Raw genomic sequence first — 20,669 nt, forward strand, 5'->3', positions numbered from 1 at the left:
GTGGAGGCTCTGTGGCGCATGTCACTGTTTCACCGCCCCCGCCGGCGAACCACCGTCCGGGAATCCCCGGCGGTGGTTCGCGCCGCGGCTACGCCCGGGCTTCGGCAGAGCGCCGGGACAGGTGGGGGGACAGCATTCCGCCCAGCGCCAGCACGCTCAGGCCGAACATCAGGACGCCCAGGGGAACGTGGGCCGAAGGTATGTGGGCGATGCCCAGCACCACCTGCACCGAGGCGAGCACGAGGAAGCCGGACGCGTACAGGATGGGACGCGGCGATCTGCCGCCCGGCCGCCAGGCGAGGACCGCCGCGAGCACGTACAGCATCGACGCGCCGTACATCACGCGTGAGCCGACATCGTGCAGTACCCCGCCGGTGGACGAGGACAGCAGCATCCCGGCGGTGACCGCTTGGAAGAACAGCGCCGCGGTCTGCAGGACGACGGAGACGCGCAGGAACGTGGTGAGGCGGTGATGTGTCGTCGCCGTCCGGGTGATGGCCATGATGTGGTCCCCTCTTCTGCCTCGCGGCGGTGGATCTGTACTGTCCTGCTGGCCCGACGAGATGGGTCCGCGAAATGTGAGGCGATCCGCCGACCTCACGATCTTGTGCGGTGTTTCGTCGAACCGGCGAGAGCGGAACCGGACGAGAGAACCAAGGAGAGGCCGCCACCATGAGCACCCCATCCGAGGCAGCGCACGAGCGGTTCGAGCCGGACCTGAGCACGGTCGTCGGCGAGCGGCGCCAGCTGATCAACCTCGCCTACCGGCTGCTCGGTTCGCTGGCCGAGGCCGAGGACGCCGTACAGGAGACCTACGCCCGCTGGTACGCGATGTCGCGCGAGCAGCAGGAGGCCATCGCCGCGCCCGGCGCCTGGTTGACCACGGTCGCCGGCCGCATCTGCCTGGACCTGCTCCGCTCGGCCCGGGTCCGGCGCGAGCGCTACGTCGGCGCGTGGATACCGGAGCCGCTGCCCGACCGCAGGGAGTGGATCAGCGGGTCGGCCGGCGTCGGCACGGCCCAACCGGTGGACCCTGCGGACCGGGTCACCCTGGACGAGTCGGTGAACATGGCCTTCCTCGTCGTCCTCGAGGCGATGACGCCCGCTGAACGCGTGGCGTTCGTCCTGCACGACGTCTTCCGGTACCCGTTCGCCGAAGTCGCCGCCATCGTCGGACGCACACCGGCGGCCTGCCGACAGCTGGCCACCTCGGCCCGCCGCCGCATTCGCGCCGCGCAGGCACCGGTGGCCGCGACGGCCGGGCAGGCCGGTCTGGTGCGGAACTTCAAGGAAGCCTGGGAGGCCAAGGACATCGAGGCCCTCGTCGGCCTCCTCGACCCCGACGCCACCATGACCGCCGACGGCGGCGGCATGGTCGGAACCGTCCTCCGCCCGGTCCAGGGCAGCGAGAACATCGCCGCCTACCTGATCCACATCGCCGACAAGGCACCCGGGTTGACGCTGCTGGAACGCACGGTCAACGGCATGCCCGGCCTGGTGGCCCAACACGCCGGAGTCACGGTCACCGTGGCGGCCTTCAACCTCGCCGACGGCCGGATCACCCACATCTGGGCGATCCGCAACCCGGAGAAACTCCGCCCGTGGACCGCCGACGGCCGGAACTGAGCGGAGCCGAGCGGAGCCGAGCGTATTGCGTGGTGAGCGGACCGTGCTGCGGCCCTTCACGGAGGCCGACGCGATCACCATGGCCGAGGTCATCGAAGATCCCGAACTCGTCCGCTACACCTTCGGGCCTCGGTCGAGCTCACGTTGGAGCGACTGCGCGCCTGGTACGGATCACGAAGTGAACAAGCCGACCGGCTCGACCTCGCGGTCACGGATGGCGGTCACCCTCGTGAGGATGGCCGGGCCGGTGTCGGCCGCGTGGTCGTACCGGCCTCGGACTTCATCGCGGCGGCGCAGCTCGCGACGAAGCCCGAGAACGTGGGTGCCACGACCCGCCACCGACACCACTCGGGGTCCGTCCAGTAGTCACTGCCGAGGACGCGGGGATCCGCTGGATCGGTGCGGTAGTCGAGGGCCAGGGCGCCGTCATCACCGGGGTTGCGGGTGATGGCGATCAGCACCGCCCGGTCGACGTCGAGCCACGGCAGTTCGAGCGGGGCGGTGCCCCTGCTTCCGCGGGCCTGGCGGAAGTAGCCGGCGTGCGGATCGTCGGCCACGATGTCCATCGATCGGGACGCGAACGCCATCTGCTCCGGGTCCCGCACGAAGGTGAGCGGGTCCCGGAACCACGGGATGACCTTCGACAACACCGCGTCACCCGGGTGTTGCCAGAGGCCACGGTCGATGAGGGAGATCAGTGGGGCGGGCAGGGGAAGTCCCCGGACTGTCGCAGGCGCCATGGTCGAAAGCTTCGCACGGCAGGACGAGCCGCCGTCGCGCATGCGTGCCGACCGGATCGCCGCGCTGCCCGAGGACCGGAGCATCACGAAGAACGCGCGGTCAACCACCCCTTCGCTCGGCTCGCCCGGCGCCGCCCGGCCGCCGGGTGTCAGAGCCCGATGACCTTGGCGCTCGCCGACAGTTCGTAGACCAGGGTGACCGTGCGGCGGCCACCGGGCGGGAGCGTCACGTCCCAGCGGGCGATGCCTTCGGCATCCACCGCGTCGGGCGCCGGGGAGCACGCTTCCCGGCGCAGGCGCACCTCCACCGCCGAGACCTCCGAGACCGGGATCCGCTCCCGCACGGCGACGACCCGGTCGTCCTGTTCGCCCGGCGCCGAGAAGCGGGACAGGTGCAGCCGCACCGTGCGGGTGACCAGGGTCCGCTGGGAGATCCCGACGGAGTCCCGGGACTCCTCGGCGTACCGGACCACCCTGTGGTCGTCACGGCTGCCGAAGGCCAGCTCGACCGGGGCGCCGGGGGCGGTGAAGTCCAGCGTGCCGCGGCCGCTGAACCCGCTGCCGCGCACCAGGTCCACGGGGCCCGCGAGCAGTGCGTGCCCCGACCGGTTGTCGCACCGCACCACCTGCGTCACCAGCGGGGACAACTCGGGCGAGCAGGCGTACTCGCTGCTCGCGGCGGAGGTGAAGGCGGACAGCGGCACCCGGTGGGCGCGGCCGTCGGCGGGCACCGACACCGGTACGGGGGAGCTCAGTACACGGGCCTCGCCCCCGTCGTCCACTCCCGGCAGGCCGAGCACGGGGGCCGGGCCGAGGTCGCCGATCTCCTCCTCGCGCAGCTCCACGTCCACGGTGCGGCGCTCGGCGGCGGAGCGGTCCTTGAGCGTCAGCCGGTCCTCGCCCAGCCGCGGCGGATCGGTGGCCTGCGCCGAACGGGCCGTCGACAACGTCAGCCGTACGTCGGACCAGTCCTCCCCGGTGCGCTGCCAGACCATCGCGTCGGTCTCCAACGTCAGCGAGTCGCCGTCGAGCACCGCCCGGTAGGCGGGCCGCCACAGCGCGCACGGGGTGAGGTGGCTCAGACGCAGCCGGACCGGCCCGGCGACCGCGGCGTCCACGGTCAGCTCGATGTGGCCGACCAGCTCGGCGGGCTCCTCCTCGGAGAGGCCCAGGGCCGCCTGGAGGGAGTGGAGTTCGCCGGACAGCGTGGCCAGTCGTGCCTCCACCGTGCGCAGTCGCTCGCCGTACGTGTCGCGTTCGTCGTCGACGCGGTCCAGTTCGCGGTTCCAGCGGTCGCCCTCGCTCTCCCCGCAGCCGGCGCCTTCGCCGATCTCCCGCAGCAGGTCCGAAGCGAGCCGGCCGAGGACGTCGAGCCGGGTCCGCAGCCGGTCCCGGTGTTGTCCCAGGGCGGTCCGCTCCTCCTCGACGGCGTGCACGCGGTGGCGCACGGCGGAGTCGTCCACGGTGGGCGACTGCGGACCGCGCGGCGTCCAGTCGCGCACGATCCGTACGTCGAGCACGGCGGCGTCGTGGTCGGCGACCAACTCGGCGTGCAGGGTGCGGTCGACGGCCAGCGCGGTGACCGGTCCCAGACGCAGGCGCTGCACCCCGGCTTCCAGATCGAGGTCGGCGGTGCGCTCGATGTGGGCGCGGTCCTCCAGGCAGGTGACGGCGGTGACGGGCAGGGCGATCGGCTTCGGGTCCGTGGACATGGTGTGCTTCAGCTCCTGCGGTTGCCGTCGACCAGGGCCTTGCCGGCCGGGATGCGGATCTCGTAGCCGCCTTCGAGGGCGGTGGTGGCGCCGGCGGGCAGCTCCACCCGCCAGACCCTGGTGCCCGGAGCATGGTGCTCCGGAGCGCCCTCCTCGGGAGTGGTCCAGTCGGCCCGTTCCTCGATGCGGACGTCCGGTTCGGAGGTGACGGGCACCCGCTCGCGGACCTCGACGGTGACGGCTCCCGCGAGCCGGTTCGCCACCTCCACGTGCACCCGGTGGTCCAGGACGGTGGTGTTGTTGCGCAGCCCGGCCGTCGACTCGCGCAGGTTCGTACGGCGGGTGACCCGGATGCCCTCGGCCGCACCGAGCCCCACGCGGCGGACACCGCCGGGCGCGAGCGTCGGCAGGGCGGCGGTCAACAGGAACTCGTCGTCGACGGTGACCTCCACGGGTCCCGCCAGCAGGGCCTGGCCGGTGGCGTTGGACAGGACGAGCGTCCCGTACACGGTCTGCTCGACGGACGGCACGCACAGGTACTCCGTACGCAGCCCGACCGGGATCTCGGTGACGGTGACGGTGTGCCAGCTGCCGTCCGACGGTACGTCCGCGCGGGCGGCCGCGTCGAAGCGGTGGTCGAAGGAACCCGCCGACTCGCGGGGCCGTACGGCATGCCCGGGCAGCGGCAGCGCGGCCACCGCTTCGGCGCGGCGGCGGTGCTCGGCCGCCATCGGGTCGACGGGCGAGTCCGGGAACAGCCGGCCCCGGCGGCCGACCGGCTCGTCGGGACCGCGCAGCGCGAGGGCCGCGTAGTCGAGCTCGGCGCCGCTCGGCTGCGGCGGACCGACGGGCGGAGCCGGTCGCTCCGGTGGCGGCGCCGCCGCCATGCCGGGAGCCGCCGGAGCCATGGCACCGGCCGCGACGGACCGGGGCCCGCCGGCCCGCGCCGACGTACGGGCCTGGGCCGGCTGCGCGAAGGCCGGTGCCCCGCCGGCCCGGAACTCGGGGGCCCCGCCGGGCACGGGCAGCGCGGGCGGCGGCCCACCGTAGGCCTGCGGAGCCGGCGGCGGGGGCGGGGGCGGAGGGGGTGGCGACGGTAGCGGCGCCGGGGGAGCCTGTACGGGGACGGCCGGGGCCGTCGCGCGCGCGGCGACCGGGGCCGGGCGGGGGCCCGCGGCCGCGTACCCGGCGAACAGGTCCGCGAGGCCGGCCGGAGGCTCCCGCCAGCCGGACGGGGCGGGGTCGGGCTGCCGCCGTCCGATCCGGACCGAGCGGAGCTTCGGCAGGTCGGTGCGGCGACGGAGGTCCGCGGTGGCCAGGGCGATCCGCACGCCCGACCAGTCCTCGCCGGTGCGCTGGGCGACCGAGGCCCGCAGCACCAGACGGCCCGTGCCGTCGCCCTGACGGTGACTGAGGCGGTAGGCGGGCACCCAGACGGCGCCCGGCACCCCGTACTCCAACTCCAGTTCCACCTCGGCGTCCGCGGCCCCGTCGAGGGTCAGGACCGCGCAGACGGTGGTCTCCACGTGCGCCGACGGCGCGTCGGTGGAGGCGCGCGCGAGCCGGTCCGAGGCGACGGCCAGCTCGTGCCCGGCCAGGGTCAGCGCCTCCTCCAGCTCGACCAGGCGGGCGTGCAGCCGGGCGAGTCGCCCGTCGACGAAGTCGGCGAGGTCCAACCAGGCGTCGACCGGCGTACGACGGTGCGGATCCTCCGGGTTGCGCGGCGGCGGCACCGGGTGCAGCGCCCGGACCTCCTCGATCAGGCCCGACTGCCGGTCCCGGCGGGCCCGCGCCGCCGCGTGCTCCTCGCCCAGCCGCTCGACCTCGCGGCGCAACGCGTCAGGAGCGCCGGCGCCGAGCGGCTGCGCCTCGACCTCCACCCGGGCCTCCGTCACGCGCACCCCGAGGGAGCCCACCACAGCGGCCCGCAGCGATCCCGGGTCCAGCGAACGGGGCAGGCCGGCCACCCGTACCCGGCCGTCGGGCGGCACGCTGCCGCGCGCCAGGCGCCGACAGAGCGCGCCCCGCGCGTACACCACGACCGAGTCGAGGTCCGACTCCCACCCCTGTCCCACCCCAGCAGCCATCCGCTCCGCCCCCTGCCACGTCCGTGCCTGCCGGAAGCCTACGCCGGACGACCGACGGGGCGGCCCGGAACGACCTCCTGGGACGCCCGAGGGGTTCGGGGCGGTCGAGGGCCGGCGCGTAGGGTCGGGGTCGTGTCCGCTCCTCGCCTCCACCGCGTCGCCGTGCTCGTCCTCGAAGGCGCCAAGCCGCTCGACGTCGGGATCCCCGCACAGGTCTTCACGACCCGCGCGAGCATGCCGTACGAGGTCCGGGTGTGCGGGGCGGCGCCCGGCCTGGTCGCCGGGGGCGACGGGCTCTCCTACCACGTGACCCACGGGCTGGAGGCGCTCGCGTGGGCCGACATCGTCTTCGTCCCCGGCTACCGGTTCCCGGACCGTGACGATCCGCCGCGGCCCGTCATCGACGCGCTCATCACCGCCCACGAGCGCGGCGCGCGGCTCGCCGCGATCTCGACGGGCGCGTTCGCGCTCGCCGCCACGGGCCTCCTCGACGGCAAGCGCGCCACGACCCACTGGCACTACGCACGGGCCCTCGCGGCGCGGCATCCGCTGGTCCGCCTCGACGAGAACGTGCTGTTCGTCGACGAGGGCAGCGTCCTCACCTCGGCCGGCGCCGCCTCCGGCATCGACCTGTGCCTGCACATCCTGCGCGGCGACCTCGGCGTGGCAGCCTCCAACCACGCCGCGCGGCGGCTGGTCGCGGCCCCCTACCGCAGCGGCGGCCAGGCGCAGTACGTTCCGCGCAGCGTGCCCGAGCCGCTCGGCGAGAGGTTCGCCGCCACCCGGGAGTGGGCGCTGCACCGGCTCGCCGACCCGCTCACCCTGGACGTCCTCGCCCGGCACGCCGGGGTCTCGCCCCGCACGTTCTCGCGGCGCTTCGCCGAGGACACCGGCTACACGCCGATGCAGTGGATCATGCGGGCCCGCATCGACCTGGCCCGCGAGCTGCTCGAACGTTCGGAGCGCGGCGTCGAGCAGATCGCCGCCGACGTGGGCCTCGGCACCGGCGCGAACCTGCGCCTGCACTTCCAGCGCATCCTCGGCACCACCCCGACCGAGTACCGGCGCACCTTCACCCAGGGCGAGTAGCTCGCGCCCGGTGGCCGGGCGTGCGCTGCGGGCACCACCGGTCGGCGGGATCCTTGTGGGCGGGACCCCTTTGGCGGGACTTGGCGGGATCCTTTTGAACCATGGCGATCCCGCCTCTGTCGACGGGCGGGGTGCGGGAGCGAACCTGGTGGCGAACGAAGGGACATCGCTCATGACTCGCATCGCCATCAACGGATTCGGCCGCATCGGCCGCAACGTGCTGCGCGCGCTCCTGGAACGCGACAGCGACCTCCAGGTCGTCGCCGTCAACGACCTCACGGAGCCCGCCACCCTCGCCCGGCTGCTCGCCTACGACACCACCTCCGGCCGACTCGGCCGCCCGGTGACCGTCGACGGGAACGTCCTCGTCGTGGACGGCCACCGCATCACGGTGCTCGCGGAGCGCGAACCGGAGCAGCTGCCGTGGGCCGAGCTCGGTGTCGACCTCGTCCTGGAGGCGACCGGCCGCTTCACCTCGGCCGAGGCCGCCCGCGCCCACATCAAGGCGGGTGCGCGCAAGGTGCTGGTCAGCGCGCCGTCCGACGGCGCCGACGTCACGCTCGCGTACGGGGTCAACTCCGACACCTACGACCCGGCCGTGCACACGATCGTCTCCAACGCCTCGTGCACGACCAACGCGCTGGCGCCCCTGGCCGCCGTACTGGACGACCTCGCGGGCATCGAGCACGGCTTCATGACCACGGTGCACGCCTACACGCAGGAGCAGAACCTGCAGGACGGCCCGCACCGCGACCCCCGCCGCGCCCGCGCCGCCGCCGTCAACATCGTGCCGACCTCGACGGGCGCCGCCAAGGCGATCGGCCTGGTCCTGCCGAACCTCGCGGGCAAGCTGTCCGGCGACTCGATCCGCGTGCCGGTGCCGGTCGGCTCGATCGTCGAGCTCAACACCACCGTCGCCCGCGACGTGACGCGCGAGGAAGTGCTGGAGGCCTACCGGACCGCGGCGAGCGGACCCCTGGCCGGCGTACTGGAGTACTCGGACGACCCGCTGGTGTCCTCCGACATCACCGGCAACCCCGCCTCCTCGATCTTCGACGCGGAGCTCACCCGCGTCGACGGCCGCCACATCAAGGTGGTCGCCTGGTACGACAACGAGTGGGGCTTCTCGAACCGGGTGATCGACACGCTCACCCTCCTCGCGGGCTGAGCCGACACCACCCACCGCCGGGACTCCGGAGGGCCGCCACGGACGGCCCGCCCGGAGCCCGCGCGGGTGCGGCCGGCTCCGCGCCGACGTACGTGCGCGCGCGCCCCGGCCCGCGGTCGCCAATTGTCGGGCGACCGGCCCCGATCACGCGCCGATCGGCGCCCAGCAGACAGCCGGCGACGACCTGACCCGCCGGACTGACCCGGGCCCGGATCGCCCTGACCACGTGGCGACTGCTCGACCCGACGCCCGACCCGACCGGGTGAGGGCCGCCGCGCACCGTACGGCGCGGCGGGCCGGATCACCTCGGCGGCCGGCACGGGGGAACACGCCCTGATCCGGGCCGTCGACCGCCTCCTGCGCATACCTTCCGCGGATCGCGCCGGAGCCCGTGTTAGCTTCCGGTCATGGACCAGCGCGTCAGTCTGATCACCCTGGCAGTGGTGGACCTCGGGCGTTCCCGGGTGTTCTACGAGCGTCTCGGTTGGCGTGGGCAGGAGGTCGAGGAAACCGTCTTCTTCCAGGCCGGCGGCCTCGGGCTGGTCCTGTGGGACCGGGACAAGCTCGCGCTGGACTGCGGTCTCCCCGACAGCCGCGGCACGGGGTTCGGCGGCATCGTCCTCGCCCACAACCTGCGGTCCCGGCAGGAGGTCGACGCCCTCCTCGCCGCGGCGGAACGGGCCGGGGGCACCCTCACCAAACCCGCGGAGGAAACCTTCTACGGCGGCTACTCGGGCTGTTTCGCCGACCCCGACGGCCACCTCTGGGAGATCGCCCACAACCCCGGCTTCCCCCTGGCCGAGGACGGCGCCCTGACGATCCCGGACCTCGGCTCCCCGTAACGGCGTGCTCCGGGCCACCGGCAGGCGTGGTCGGGCCCTGGGCGTAGAGGGGTCGAGCAGGGGCCGTGAGGGAGGCGCGCGGGTCATCTCCACCCCCGTCTCCACCCCTGGGTGCAGGTGTTCCGCGCCGCCGCGCAGCACGCTTGCGGACATGACCACCACGACCTGGATCATCGACATCGCCCTCGTCCTCATCGTCTTCCGGCAGCTGCGCGAAGGCCCCCTCGGCCCGCGGTCCTACCTCCTGCCCCTCGGCATCGTGACCTTCGTCGGCTTCCAGTACCTCGACGGGATCCCCACGGACGGCAACGACCCGGTCCTGATCGGCGCCCTCATGGGGGTCGGCGCGCTCCTCGGTGTCACCGGCGGGATCTTCACCTGGATGCGCCGCGCCGACGGGCACATCCTGATCAAGGCCGGCGCCGTCTCGGCGGCCCTGTGGGTGCTCGGCATGGGCGCACGACTCGGCTTCCAGCTGTGGGTCGACCACGGCGGGGCCGACGACGTCGCGCGCTTCAGCCTGGACCACCACATCACCAGCTCCCGGGCGTGGGTGACGGCACTGGTGCTGATGGCACTGACCGAGGTCGTCACCCGGCTGGCCACGATCTTCGTACGCAGCCGGCTGCTGCCCCCCGCGCTGCCGGCCCGGCCCGGGCCGCGCCCCGTCGTCGGCGCCGGTCGCGCGGGTTGACCGTGGGTTAGGGTCACGCCATGCCAACACGAGGCACGGACCGGGCCGGTGCCCCCGTCCGCCCGCAGGGGGAGCGGAGCGCCCTGGCCCGGTGGACGGTGGCCATCGCCCTCGCCGCCGCCGGGATCGCGACCGTCCGCCCCCTGGGCCTCAGCGGCCGGGGCCTGGCCGTCACGGTCCTCCTCGCCGTCAACTGCGCGGTGTTGGCCGTCCGGGTCATGCCCGCGGACCGCATCCCCGACCGCCGCCTCCTCGCCTGGTCCGCCTTCGGCGTCGTGGCGTCGGCCGCACTGCTCGGGACCGCGAGTTCCGGCACCTCGTACCTCTTCGCCGTCTTCCTCGTCGCCCTCGCCGGGAACCGCCTGGACACGCGTCCGGCCCTGGCCCTCGCCGTCCTCGGCGGCCTGCTCTGCGGCGCCGTCCTCTACCTGCAGGCCGAACCGGGCCACCGGGCCGTCCCGGCGCTGCTCGGACTCGCCACCGGCACGGCCGTACTGGCCGGGATGGCCGGGCGCAGCCGCGCACAGGCGGTGCAGGCGGCGATCGAGGCGGCCGAGGCCGCGGAGAGGACCGCGCGGGCCGAGGCCCGGACGGCCGTCCTGGCGGAGCGCACCCGGATCGCCCGGGACGTCCACGACGTCCTGGCCCACTCGCTGGCCGGCATCAACATGCAGCTGGAACTGGTCGACGCACTCATCGACACCGGTGACCTGGAGCGGGTCCGGGAGGCCAACAACACGGCCCACAGCCTGGTCAGGGAGAGCCTGAAGCAGGCCCAGTGGACCGTGCACGCCCTGCGCGAGGACTCCCTGCCGCTGGTGGAGAGCCTGACCGCCATGTTGGAATCCTTCGGCCACCACGACGCGCTGACCGTCGAGGGACGGGCCGACCCGCTGCCGGCGCAGGTCGTCCAGGGCCTGCTACGGGTCGCCCAGGAGGCCCTCACCAACTCCGCCCGGCACGCACCGGGCGCCGCGGTGACCGTCCGACTTGCCCTCGCCGCGGACAGGACGGTACTGAGCGTGCGCAACGGCCCCGGCCCCGGCACCCGGCCGCCGGCCGCCGGCGGCAGCGGATGGGGCTTGATCGGCATGCGCGAACGCATCGCCCTGCTGGGCGGAACCATCACCACCGGCCCCCTCACGTCGGGGTCGGACCGAGGAGGCTGGCAGGTGGAAGCGGTGGTCCCCCGATGAACGAACCCACCCCGGAGCAGCGGCCCGTGCGGGTGGTCGTCGCCGACGACCAGGCCGCGGTGCGCGAACCCCTCGCCGCGGTCCTGGCCCTGCTGCCGGACATCGAGGTCGTCGCCGCGGCGGCCGACGGGCACGAGGTGCTCGCGGCGGTGGCCGCCGGTCCCGTGGACGTCGTACTGATGGACCTGCGGATGCCCGTCATGGACGGGACCGAGGCCACCCGGCGGCTGAGCACGGACCACCCCGAGGTCGCGGTGGTCGTCCTGACCACCTTCGCCGACGACGCCTCGATCATGGCGGCGCTGGGCGCCGGCGCGCGCGGCTACCTGACGAAGAACGCGGGTCGCCAGGACATCGCCCGCGCCATCCGGGCAGCCGCCGCGGGGCAGTCGGTGCTCGACCGCGAGGTCCAGGCCCGCCTCTTGGCCGCCGCCCGCACCCCCGCCCCGTCCGCGGCGCCCACCCCGCTCCCCGGCGACCTCACCCTGCGGGAACGCGAGGTGCTCGCCCTCATCGGCCAGGGCCTCCCCAACCGGGCCATCGCCGAACGGCTCTTCATCAGCGAGGCCACGGTCAAGACCCACATCAACAACCTGTTCGCCAAGGCCGCCCTCCGCGACCGGGCCGAAGCCGTACGCCTCGCCATCACCGCCGGCCTGACCTGACACCCGACAACCGTGGTCCCGGCCGCGGACCCGCCGCACCGGCCGGCGTCGACGCAGGGCCGGCCGGCGACGCGCCGGCGGGCCGGGAGTTCCAGCGGTGAGCCGCACGGGCGGGTCCCGCTCATGGCGACGGCAGTCGCACCCCCGGCGAGCACGGTCGGGCCGGCCGCACTCGCGCGGCACGCCCCTGAGCCGTCCCTCGCGGATCCTGCCCGACCCGCGTGATCCGGAAGGGACGGCTCAGTGGACGCTCCAGGTGAACTTGCCGCCGCCCACCCAGTGGACGTCCTCGGGGTCGTCGAGGTCGTGGACCGTGACGCCGGCCTCCGCGGCGACGAGCAGCACGTCCGTCATCGATGTGGCCCTGCCGATGAACTCCCCGTCGACCTCGACGAGGCGGAAGGGCGGGTTGCCGGGCTGCACCGCAAGGACGGTGACCCGGGCCGCGGCGATGTAAGGCGTCGAACTTTCGGTCATGCGGAGACGGTTCCACGTCCCGGGCGCCGGCGGGCGCGGCGACACGAACGGAAACCGCGTTCGGGGGGCGGGGCGCGCGGGTGCGGGCGGGAACGCGGTCACCGCGGGGGGCGCCCACCGGACCGGGCGGCGCCGTGTTCCGTGTGCCGTCCTCCGCGTTCCTTCGGGTTCCGTCGCCGGGACGATCGCGCGGGGACCTCGCGGCGCGACCCCCTGGAGTGCCGGGCAGGGGGGCGACGTGGACGTGGATGTTGCGGTGGTCGGGGCGGGGCCGGTCGGGCTGACCGCCGCGCTGTTGCTCGCGCGAGCGGGGCTCGGCGTGGTGGTGCTGGAGCGCCGGCCCGGGCCGGTCACCGAGTCCCGGGCCACCGACCTGCACGCCCGGACCCTGGAGGCCCTGACCCCGAGCGGGCCGGCCGGGCTGCCGTCCCCGTACCCGTACATCCTGACCGTCCCCCAGTGCGCGACCGAGGGCCTGCTCGGCGCGGAGGCCGAACGCGCGGGCGTACGGGTCCACCGCTCTGCGGCGGTCCGTACGGTCGCCGAGGACGCCGGGGGCGTCACCCTGCGGGCGGACGGGGTCGGGCCGTTGCGCGCCCGCTGGGTCGTCGCGGCCGACGGGGCGTCGAGCACCCTGCGCACCCTGGCCGGTACGGCGTTCCGCGGCCGGACCTACGCCGGCGCCTGGCAGCTCGCCGACCTGAGGGTGGAGGACCCCTCCCTCGACCCGGCGGGACACCGCCCTGCGCGGAGTCCTCAGTACCCCGGCCGGGCGCCGCCTGCTGGCGGAGGCCGTCACGGGCCCGCACCCGGGCCGCCCCTGACGGGCCCCTGACCGACGGCGGTCACAGGCCCGGGTCGCGGTGGGTGGGGCGGCCGTCGACGACGGTGAGGAGGACGGGCAGAGCGGGCAGGTCCACGGCGGCGGTGGTGAGGGGGTCGGCGGCGAGGACGGTGAGGTCCGCGCGGTGGCCGGGCGCGAGCCGGCCGGCCAGGTGTTCCTCGCCCGCCGCGTACGCCGGGCCGGTGGTCATGCCCCGCAGCGACTGCAGGGCCGTCAGCGCCTGCTCCGGTCCGTGCGGGGGCATGCCGAGATCGCGGCTGGGGCGCCGGTGCCGGGCGCCGGCCATCACGCCCAGCGGCGGGTACGGTGCGATCGGCCAGTCGGAGCCGAGCACCACGGTGGCCCCGGACTCCCACAGGTCGCGGCAGCGCCAGGCGCGCGAGGCGCGCTCCTCGCCCAGCCGGCGCGACCAGTTGTCGGTGTGGTCGGCCCGGGTGAAGTCGCAACAGTGGGTGGGCTGCACGGAGGCGATCACGCCCAGCTCCCGGAACCGGTGCAGGGTGTCGTCCGGGACCGTCTCGATGTGTTCCACCCGGTGGCGCACCCCGCCCGTCCCGTGCGACGCCTGCGCCTTCTCGACCGAGTCGAGGGCGTGCCGCACGGCGGCGTCGCCGATGGCGTGCGTCGCGGTCGCCACGCCGGCCCGGTGGAACTCCCCGATGACGTGCGTGTACGCGGCGGGATCGGGCCAGAACGCCCGGACGGATTCGCCGTTGCGGTCGGGGCGTTCCAGCCAGGCCGTCCCGTTGTCGATGGTGCCGTCCATGAACAGCTTCACGCCCGCGACCTGCCACAGGACCCCACCGGTGCCCTGTTGCCGGACGAGGGCCCGGACCCCGTCGGCATCCGTACCGGGCTGGCACCAGGGCGCCACCCGCAGACGCAGCGGCAGTTGTCCGGCGGCGTCGAGTTCCCCGTACAGGTCGAGGCTGTCGCCGTTCGCGTCCATGACGTGACCGCCGGTCAGCCCGGCGGCGGCCATCGACCGCAGCGTCGCCGCGAGCCTCTCCCGCCGCTGCGCGCGGGAGGGTCGCGGGGCGACGCGTTCGACGAGCTCGCAGGCGGCGTCCTCCTGCAACAGGCCGGTCGGGCGGCCGTCGCGGTCGCAGACGACCTCGGCGGAAGCCTGGTCGAACGTGCGCGGGCCGTCGATCCCGGCGAGTTCGAGTGCGCGCCGGCCGGCCAGCGCCGAGTGCGCGTCGAAGAGCAGCAGGAAGGCAGGCACGCCCTCCAGCACGGCGTCGAAGGGGGCGGTCCCGACGGGACGCTCCCCGAAGACGTTGGGGTCGAGGCCCCACCCGAAGAGCCACTCGCCGGGCCCGAGGGCGCGCACCCGCCCGGCCAGCGCCTCCCGTACGTCGTCCAGGTCGGCGCAGCCGGAGAGGTCGAGCCCGTGCGTGAGTTCGGCGCCGGAGACGGGGTGCAGGTGGCCGTCGACCAGTCCGGGAGTGACCACGGCCCCCTTCAGGTCGATCACGGTGGTCGCGGGACCGGCGAGCGAGCGCACCTCCCGGTCCGCGCCGAGCGCGGAGATCCGGCCGTCCTCGCCGACCGCCAACGCGGACTGCGGCAGGAACGCTCCCGTCGCGGGGTCGAGCAGGCGGGCGGACAACAGGACCAGGCGGGTGCGCACGGAGGCTCCTCGGAGGAAGGGGTGGTGGGTCGGCCGGTGGGTCGGCTGATCAGTCGGTGAGGGCGGGGGAGGGGGCGGCCGCGCCGGTTTCCGCTGCCGGGGCGGGGGTCGGCCCGGGGGCGGGGCCCGGTCCCGCGTCGGGTTCCGCGCGGGTTCCCGGACCGGGTTCCGCGCCGGCCTCCGCCCCGGTGTCGCCGGCCGTCGGGAGGGTGAGGGCCCCGCAAGGCAGTCCGAGCTCGCGTTCCGCCGTCGTCACCGCCATTCGGGTCACCGCCTCGGGGCGGTCGCTCGTGTCGGTGTTCGCGTGGGCGCCCAGGCCGTCGAGCACGACCAGGATCCGGATGGTGGTGACGTACGGATCCTCCGTACGGAACTCCCCGCTCGCGACGCCCTCCCGGACGAGCCCCTCCAGCCGTCCCCGCCAGGCCGCCTCCTGCTCGGCGACCCGGTCGCGCAGGACGGGCCGGTAGCGGCTGAGGTGCCGGGCGTTGATCCAGAGCCGGCTGATGGCGTCGTAGGCCTCGCCCGAGGTGTGCGCGAAGAACTCCGCCAGCCGCCGGGTCGGGCTCGCGCCCCGGGGGTCCGTCGGGACGAGGCGGGTGAGTTCGGTACTGGCGGCGCTGCCGAAGGCCTCGGCGACCAGGTCTTCGACGGAGGGGAAGTAGTGGCTGATCAGGCCCGGACGGACGGTGAGTTCCTCGGCGATCCGCCGGAGGGTGACGCACTCCAGCCCCTCGGTGAGGGCGACCTCGGTCGCGGCCCCGACGATCTCCGCCCGACGAGCCTCCGGGGATTTGCGGATTCGTTTGCGCTCGACGCTTGACGACATACCGGGGATGCTATTGAGTGTGCGACCAATAAGCAAGCAGTCGGCAACCGCCCCGCACACCGGAGGGCCCCATGGCGTCCAAGACCCCCGATCCGGGACCCACTCCCGGCGCCGCTCCCGACCCGGCCAGACCGGAGCCCGAACGCTCGGACGACGACCGATCCGGCGCCGCGATCCCCGGCCCCGCGATCCCCGGCCCCGCGATCCCCGGCCCCGACCGCGCCGGCCCCGACCGTGCCGGCCGCATCGAGGCCCACGGCATCGACCACATCCCCGACGCCGAACGCCACGGCCGTCCGCGCGACCTCTTCGCCGTCTGGGCGGCGGCGAACGTCAACTACCTCAGCCTGGTGATCGGCGGCGCGCTGGTGCTGATGGGCCTGAGCCTGTGGCAGGCCTTGGCCGTGATCGTCGTCGGCAACTTGTTCTGGCTGCTCACCGGGCTCGTCGCCATCCCCGGCCCGGCGGCCGGCGCGCCGAGCGAGGTGGTCACCCGGGCGCTGTACGGAGTCGTCGGGAACCGGGTGATGAACGCGATCGGCGGCTGGCTGATCTCGGTCTGCTACTTCGCCCTGAACCTGGCCGCCGCCGCGACGGCCGCCTTCGCCCTCGTCGAACGCGCCGGCATCGGCGCGAACACCGGTGTCCAGGTCGCCGTCATCATGCTGATCGCCGCCCTCACGTTGGTGATCAGCGTGTACGGACACGCGATGATCATGAAGCTCTACCTGCCGATCACCCTGGTCCTCGCCGCCGTGTTCACCGTCGTGGCCTTCGCGGTCGTCGCCCACGCCGACTTCTCCCACCGGCCCGCCGAACCGCCGGCGGCCGGCGCCGGCCAGTGGGCCCTGCTCCTCGCGGGCACCACGCTGATCGCCTCCGGCCCGCTGTCGTACGGCACCAGCGCCGACTTCGCCCGCTACCTGCCCCGTACGTCGTCGCCCGCGGCGGTGGCCGGATGGACGGCCCTGGGGTCGTTCCTGCCCAGCGTCGTCGTCGGCTCCCTCGGCGCGTTCGCCGCGACCGCGGTGGACATGACCGACCCGCAACACGCGTTGCAGGAACTCCTGCCCGGCTGGTTCTCCCCGGTCTTCCTGCTCGCCGTCGTCCTCGGCACGATCGCCGTCAACGCGCTCACCGCCTACAGCGCCGGCCTCGCCCTCCAGGCCGTCGGCCTGCGGATCCGCCGCTCGGTCAGCGTGCTCCTCGACGGGGCCGTCGCCGTCGCGATGACCCTGTACGGGCTGCTCGTGTCGGGTTTCCTGGACACCGTCAGCAACGCCCTCCAGATCATCGTCGTCCTCCTCGGCCCGATGATGGCCGTCTACGCGACCGACGTCGTACTGCGCCGCGGCCGCTACGACGGGCTCGCGCTCGCCGACGAGAGCCCCCGCGGCCCCTTCTGGTACACCGCCGGCGTCAACCCGGCCGGCGCCCTCGCGCTCGCCGCCGGCGTGGGCGCCGCGGCCCTGTGCGTCAACACCCTCTACACCGGTCCGGTCGCCGCGGCCCTGGGCGGCGTGGACCTCTCCCTGCCCGTCGGCCTGCTCGTCCCCGCCGCCGTCTACGCCCTCCTGATGCGCGACGAGCGGACGGTACGGGCCGCCCGGGCAGGAGCCCGACGCCCGACCGGGTCGGCAGCCTGACCCCCGACCGGCCGCCCGCCTACCCGGGCCGCGTGCCGAACCCGCGTGCCGTCCGGATCGCCGGGTAGGCGCCGGGCATGCCCCTCCCGATGATCGACGGCACCGTTTCCCTGTGGACGCACGGCTACGCCTGGCTGCCCGACCTGCGCCGGCGCAGGGGTCCCGACGGCGGCCCGGTGCGCACGCGCGTCCTCGGGCGGCCCGCGATCGTCCTGCACGGTCGCGCCGACGTCGCGTTCTTCTACGACGAGCGGCACGTGCTGCGCCACGACGCGCTGCCGGGGCCGGTGCTCGACACCCTCTTCGGGCGCGGAGCCGTCCACATGCTGGACGGTGAGGCGCACCGGGTCCGCAAGGCGATGTTCGTGTCCCTGCTCATGTCCCGCGAGGGCGCCTCCGCGCTGGTGGACCGGATCGGAACCCACTGGCACGAGGCCTTCACGCGCGCCCGCGGCCGGGAGATCGTGCTGTTCGACCAGGTGGCCACGGTCCTCGCCGAGGCGGTCTGCGACTGGGTGGGTCTGCCCGTGACCCAGGACGCGGCCCGCGAGATCGCCGAGGACTGCGTGGCCATGGTCGACGGCTTCGCGACGCCCGGGGCGCGGCACTGGAAGGCCCGCCGGGCCCGAGCCCGGCAGGAACAGGGCCTGGCGCACGCCGTGACGGACGTACGGGCCGGCCACGCGCATCCCGGAGTCCTCACCTTCCCGGGCGGCGGCTCCGGCCCGTCCCGCTCGGTCCTGGAGACGGTGGCCCACCACCACGACGCCGACGGCACGCCGCTGGACCCGCACACCGCCGCGGTGGAACTGCTCAACATCATCCGACCCACCGTCGCGATCGCCTGGTTCGCCGCCTTCGCCGCGCACGCCCTGCAACGCGACCCCGCACTGCGCGCACGCCTGCGCTCGGGGGACTGGGCGTACGCGCGGGCGTTCGCCCACGAGGTCCGCCGGTTCTACCCGTTCGTCCCCTTCGTGGGCGGCGTCGCCGCCCACGACCTCGAACACCGGGGCGCGGTCGTTCCCGCGGGCACCCTGGTCCTGCTGGACGTGTACGGCCACCACCACGACCCCGACCTGTTCGAGCGCCCGTACGAGTTCGACCCCGCCCGCTTCCTGGACCGGGAACCGGACGACGACCTGCTGATTCCGCAGGGCGGGGGAGACGCGCGTACGGGACACCGCTGTCCCGGCGAGGACATCGTGGTCGGCGTCCTGTCCGCGCTGGCCACCGCGCTGAGCCGACTGGACCACACCGTCGCGCGCCAGGACCTGAGCATCCCGCTGAACCGGATACCCACCCGGCCCCGCAGCGGCATGGTGCTGAGGCCTCTCTAGCGGGCCGGGCGCACCGGGACGCTCAGGCGGCCGCGACCGTCAGGCAGGCGTGCACCGTCTTGCCCCCGGTCCGGGTCGGATGCACGGTCACCTCGCGGGCCAGGTGACGGATGAGGATCCAGCCCCACCCACCGGTGCCCTCGACGTGCGGCGGCCGGGTGACGGGCTGCTCCGGACTGCCGTCCGTGACGTCGATGTCCAGCCCCTCCTCGTGCAGGGCCAGATCCAGGGTGCAGGGGCCGGCCGTGTGCCGGACCGCGTTCGTGACGAGCTCGGTGACGATCAGCAGAGCCGCGTCCTCGGCCGGCGGGGACACCGCCGGGGACCGGTCGGACCGGTCGGCCGCCTCGTGCAGGAACCGGGAGGTCGCCGCGCGCGCCCGGTTGGCGGCCGCGTGGTCGCACGCCAGGTCGAGGTGCAACCGAGGGTGCTGCAGCAGTGCAGGAGTCATCGGTGGTCTCCCGGTCGCGGCTCTACAGGGCTCTCACAAGAACCCGTTTGCCCACTGCCCGCGCGGTCAATCCCCGGTCGGTGCTTCCGCGCCCTCCGCCCGGTCAGGGCGCGACGACGCGCAGCCGCGAGACGGCCGCGTCCAGGGCGCCGCGTACGTGACCCCCCGGCGCGGCGGCCGACCGGCGGAGGAAATCCACGGTTTCGACGGTGATGACCTCGCCGGGCAGCACGTTGGGGATGCCGGGCGGGTAGGCGGCCAGCGTGTCGGCGCTGACCATGCCGACCGCCGCCGCGGCCGGCACCACCCGGGCCGGGCTGAGGAACGCCTCGCGGGCCGTCAGCCGTGCGGGGCCCGGACGGGGCAGGGACAGCGGCTGTGGCCGCGGGCCGTCGGACGCGTTCAGCGGGGACGGCAGACGGTGCAGGGCCTCCACGAAGCGGCCGGTGTCCGGCGCGGACCCGGCGCCGAGCACCGCGACGAGTGCCGAATCGGTGGAGACCTCGACCATGACGCGGTGCTCCCGGACGAGCGACCGCCGCGCCTCGTGCCCGGTGATCCCACCGGCCCGCGTGTCGACGGCGATCCGCAGCGGGTCGGTCGCGGTGATGTCGGGGAAGCGGTGGAAGCGGTCGCCGACCACCCCGAAGCGCCCCCGGGCCCGGATGGCGCCCCGTACGGAGTCCGCCGCCCCGATCGAACCGGTGATCCGGTCGGTGCCCGCGACCAGGGCGCGGCGGGCGATGTCCAGCGAGGCGGTGAGAAGGGCGCTCGCGCTCGTCGACTGCACCAGCCTGAAGCACCGGTCCACGAGTGGTTCGAGGCGGTCGGCGAACGGGCCGTCGGCCAGGTGCAGCATCGCCGACTGCGTCAGGCTGCCGGCGAGCTTGTGCGTGCTGGAGGTCACCAGGTCCGCACCGAGCGCGAGGGCGCCCGCGGGCAGCGCGGGGTGGAAGCCGAAGTGGGATCCCCACGCCTCGTCCACGATCAACGGGACCCCGGCGGCGTGGGCCGCGTCGGCGATGGCCCGTACGTCGGCAACGGCCCCGAAGTAGCTGGGGGAGACGACGTACACGGCGGCCGCGTCCGGTGTCCGCCGCAACGCCTCGGCCACGTCCCCGGCCGTCACGCCGTGGGCGATGCCCTGCACGGGGTCGACGGACGGCTGGACGAAGACCGCGTCGAGGCCGGACAGCACCAGCCCGTCGACGACGCTGGAGTGCACGCTGCGCTGGACGACCAGCGTCCGCCCGAGGGCCGGGGCGACCATCGAGGCGATCTGGTTGCCCTGGGAGGCGCCGTTCGTCAGGAACCACGTACGCCGCGCCCCCCAGGCCTCGGCGGCCAGGGCCAGCGCCTCCTCCAGCGGGCTGTCCGGGCCGAGATCGAGCCCGTCCAGCAGCGGGGGGAAGTCCAGATCGGTGACCCGGGCGCCGAACTGGTCCGCGAGCGCCGAACCGGGGTCGGCGGCGTGCCCGGGCACGTTCAACCGCAGCCAGTCCCGTCCCGCCTGGGCGACGAGGGCCTCGGCGTACGGGGCGCGCGACTGGTCGCGGGCTGCTCGGGTGGCGCCGGGACGGGACGGGGGGAGCGGGGCGGTTCGCGTGTTCACCCGGCGAGCGTGACACTC

Annotated in this window: 18 protein-coding genes and 2 pseudogenes; 11 read left to right on the forward strand and 9 right to left on the reverse strand. The window is 74.6% G+C overall.

The annotated features are described in order from the left end of the window. Positions 1–88: 88 nt before the first annotated feature. Entirely contained in the window at positions 89–502 is a 414-nt protein-coding gene (locus tag ACFY0I_RS10735) for a hypothetical protein (RefSeq protein WP_388892968.1), read from the reverse strand. Between the two features lie 170 nt (positions 503–672). Here ACFY0I_RS10735 and sigJ point away from each other — a divergent pair, with 170 nt between their 5' ends. Then, complete coding sequence (gene sigJ, locus ACFY0I_RS10740; protein ID WP_388892970.1) at positions 673–1,626, forward strand: RNA polymerase sigma factor SigJ; 954 nt, start codon at positions 673–675, stop codon at positions 1,624–1,626. Between the two features lie 25 nt (positions 1,627–1,651). Beyond that, a pseudogene (locus ACFY0I_RS10745) lies at positions 1,652–1,842 on the forward strand (GNAT family N-acetyltransferase); the annotation flags it as partial. 5 nt (positions 1,843–1,847) lie between these two features. Here ACFY0I_RS10745 and ACFY0I_RS10750 read toward each other — a convergent pair. The 3 genes from ACFY0I_RS10750 to ACFY0I_RS10760 all read right to left on the reverse strand — a co-directional run bounded on the left by ACFY0I_RS10750 (position 1,848) and on the right by ACFY0I_RS10760 (position 6,165). Further along, a complete protein-coding gene (locus ACFY0I_RS10750; protein WP_388893592.1) occupies positions 1,848–2,366 on the reverse strand; it encodes a hypothetical protein in 519 nt (172 codons plus the stop codon). Positions 2,367–2,515: 149 nt separating this feature from the next. Then, positions 2,516–4,078, reverse strand: coding sequence for a mucoidy inhibitor MuiA family protein (locus ACFY0I_RS10755; RefSeq protein WP_388892972.1), 1,563 nt, complete (start codon positions 4,076–4,078; stop codon positions 2,516–2,518). A gap of 8 nt (positions 4,079–4,086) precedes the next feature. Continuing rightward, positions 4,087–6,165: a DUF4139 domain-containing protein gene (locus tag ACFY0I_RS10760; RefSeq protein ID WP_388892974.1), complete on the reverse strand. Its 2,079-nt coding sequence runs from the start codon at positions 6,163–6,165 to the stop codon at positions 4,087–4,089. A gap of 132 nt (positions 6,166–6,297) precedes the next feature. Here ACFY0I_RS10760 and ACFY0I_RS10765 point away from each other — a divergent pair, with 132 nt between their 5' ends. The 6 genes from ACFY0I_RS10765 (at position 6,298) to ACFY0I_RS10790 (ending at position 11,819) form a co-directional block, all read left to right on the forward strand. Further along, a complete protein-coding gene (locus ACFY0I_RS10765) occupies positions 6,298–7,254 on the forward strand; it encodes a GlxA family transcriptional regulator (protein ID WP_388892976.1) in 957 nt (318 codons plus the stop codon). A gap of 172 nt (positions 7,255–7,426) precedes the next feature. Further along, entirely contained in the window at positions 7,427–8,422 is a 996-nt protein-coding gene (gene gap / locus ACFY0I_RS10770) for a type I glyceraldehyde-3-phosphate dehydrogenase (protein WP_388892978.1), read from the forward strand. 407 nt (positions 8,423–8,829) lie between these two features. Then, the gene (locus ACFY0I_RS10775) at positions 8,830–9,264 is read left to right on the forward strand and encodes a VOC family protein (protein WP_388892980.1); all 435 of its coding nucleotides are present in this window, start codon (positions 8,830–8,832) and stop codon (positions 9,262–9,264) included. Between the two features lie 151 nt (positions 9,265–9,415). Then, complete coding sequence (locus ACFY0I_RS10780) at positions 9,416–9,958, forward strand: hypothetical protein (protein ID WP_388892982.1); 543 nt, start codon at positions 9,416–9,418, stop codon at positions 9,956–9,958. 20 nt (positions 9,959–9,978) lie between these two features. Continuing rightward, positions 9,979–11,154, forward strand: coding sequence for a sensor histidine kinase (locus tag ACFY0I_RS10785; protein WP_388892984.1), 1,176 nt, complete (start codon positions 9,979–9,981; stop codon positions 11,152–11,154). Further along, positions 11,151–11,819, forward strand: coding sequence for a response regulator (locus ACFY0I_RS10790; protein WP_388892985.1), 669 nt, complete (start codon positions 11,151–11,153; stop codon positions 11,817–11,819). Before ACFY0I_RS10785 ends, ACFY0I_RS10790 begins: the two co-directional genes overlap by 4 nt. A 240-nt stretch (positions 11,820–12,059) precedes the next feature. On the opposite strand, the gene ACFY0I_RS10795 is transcribed toward ACFY0I_RS10790, so the two are convergent. Then, a complete protein-coding gene (locus tag ACFY0I_RS10795) occupies positions 12,060–12,296 on the reverse strand; it encodes a hypothetical protein (RefSeq protein ID WP_388892987.1) in 237 nt (78 codons plus the stop codon). A gap of 238 nt (positions 12,297–12,534) precedes the next feature. Between ACFY0I_RS10795 and ACFY0I_RS10800 the strand changes: the two genes are divergently transcribed. Beyond that, a complete protein-coding gene (locus ACFY0I_RS10800; RefSeq protein ID WP_388892989.1) occupies positions 12,535–13,131 on the forward strand; it encodes an FAD-dependent oxidoreductase in 597 nt (198 codons plus the stop codon). A gap of 10 nt (positions 13,132–13,141) precedes the next feature. Here the strand turns inward: ACFY0I_RS10800 and ACFY0I_RS10805 are convergent, their stop codons facing one another. Further along, entirely contained in the window at positions 13,142–14,773 is a 1,632-nt protein-coding gene (locus ACFY0I_RS10805) for an amidohydrolase (RefSeq protein ID WP_388892991.1), read from the reverse strand. Between the two features lie 202 nt (positions 14,774–14,975). Further along, positions 14,976–15,602, reverse strand: a pseudogene (locus tag ACFY0I_RS10810) (TetR/AcrR family transcriptional regulator); the annotation flags it as partial. Positions 15,603–15,673: 71 nt separating this feature from the next. Here ACFY0I_RS10810 and ACFY0I_RS10815 point away from each other — a divergent pair. Next, the gene (locus tag ACFY0I_RS10815) at positions 15,674–17,248 is read left to right on the forward strand and encodes a cytosine permease (protein ID WP_388892993.1); all 1,575 of its coding nucleotides are present in this window, start codon (positions 15,674–15,676) and stop codon (positions 17,246–17,248) included. 77 nt (positions 17,249–17,325) lie between these two features. Continuing rightward, positions 17,326–18,588 carry a cytochrome P450 gene (locus ACFY0I_RS10820; RefSeq protein ID WP_388892995.1) on the forward strand — a complete coding sequence of 421 codons (1,263 nt, stop codon included), beginning with the start codon at positions 17,326–17,328 and terminating at the stop codon, positions 18,586–18,588. 22 nt (positions 18,589–18,610) lie between these two features. Here the strand turns inward: ACFY0I_RS10820 and ACFY0I_RS10825 are convergent, their stop codons facing one another. Then, positions 18,611–19,039, reverse strand: a complete 429-nt coding sequence (locus ACFY0I_RS10825) for an ATP-binding protein (RefSeq protein WP_388892997.1) — start codon at positions 19,037–19,039, stop codon at positions 18,611–18,613. 103 nt (positions 19,040–19,142) lie between these two features. Beyond that, positions 19,143–20,651, reverse strand: a complete 1,509-nt coding sequence (locus ACFY0I_RS10830; protein WP_388892999.1) for an aminotransferase class I/II-fold pyridoxal phosphate-dependent enzyme — start codon at positions 20,649–20,651, stop codon at positions 19,143–19,145. Positions 20,652–20,669: the final 18 nt, after the last annotated feature.

The sequence above is a fragment of the Streptomyces sp. NPDC001568 genome (genome assembly GCF_042893755.1).
Taxonomy (GTDB): domain Bacteria; phylum Actinomycetota; class Actinomycetes; order Streptomycetales; family Streptomycetaceae; genus Streptomyces.

Excerpts from the sequence above, each read along its gene's own strand:
- gap (WP_388892978.1), top strand. The coding sequence starts at position 7,427 with ATGACTCGCATCGCCATCAACGGATTCGGCCGCATCGGCCGCAACGTG.
- ACFY0I_RS10755 (WP_388892972.1), bottom strand. The coding sequence starts at position 4,078 with ATGTCCACGGACCCGAAGCCGATCGCCCTGCCCGTCACCGCCGTCACC.
- ACFY0I_RS10790 (WP_388892985.1), top strand. The coding sequence starts at position 11,151 with ATGAACGAACCCACCCCGGAGCAGCGGCCCGTGCGGGTGGTCGTCGCC.
- ACFY0I_RS10785 (WP_388892984.1), top strand. The coding sequence starts at position 9,979 with ATGCCAACACGAGGCACGGACCGGGCCGGTGCCCCCGTCCGCCCGCAG.
- ACFY0I_RS10820 (WP_388892995.1), top strand. The coding sequence starts at position 17,326 with ATGCCCCTCCCGATGATCGACGGCACCGTTTCCCTGTGGACGCACGGC.
- ACFY0I_RS10795 (WP_388892987.1), bottom strand. The coding sequence starts at position 12,296 with ATGACCGAAAGTTCGACGCCTTACATCGCCGCGGCCCGGGTCACCGTC.
- ACFY0I_RS10815 (WP_388892993.1), top strand. The coding sequence starts at position 15,674 with ATGGCGTCCAAGACCCCCGATCCGGGACCCACTCCCGGCGCCGCTCCC.
- ACFY0I_RS10750 (WP_388893592.1), bottom strand. The coding sequence starts at position 2,366 with ATGGCGCCTGCGACAGTCCGGGGACTTCCCCTGCCCGCCCCACTGATC.
- ACFY0I_RS10780 (WP_388892982.1), top strand. The coding sequence starts at position 9,416 with ATGACCACCACGACCTGGATCATCGACATCGCCCTCGTCCTCATCGTC.
- ACFY0I_RS10825 (WP_388892997.1), bottom strand. The coding sequence starts at position 19,039 with ATGACTCCTGCACTGCTGCAGCACCCTCGGTTGCACCTCGACCTGGCG.
- ACFY0I_RS10775 (WP_388892980.1), top strand. The coding sequence starts at position 8,830 with ATGGACCAGCGCGTCAGTCTGATCACCCTGGCAGTGGTGGACCTCGGG.
- ACFY0I_RS10760 (WP_388892974.1), bottom strand. The coding sequence starts at position 6,165 with ATGGCTGCTGGGGTGGGACAGGGGTGGGAGTCGGACCTCGACTCGGTC.
- ACFY0I_RS10735 (WP_388892968.1), bottom strand. The coding sequence starts at position 502 with ATGGCCATCACCCGGACGGCGACGACACATCACCGCCTCACCACGTTC.
- sigJ (WP_388892970.1), top strand. The coding sequence starts at position 673 with ATGAGCACCCCATCCGAGGCAGCGCACGAGCGGTTCGAGCCGGACCTG.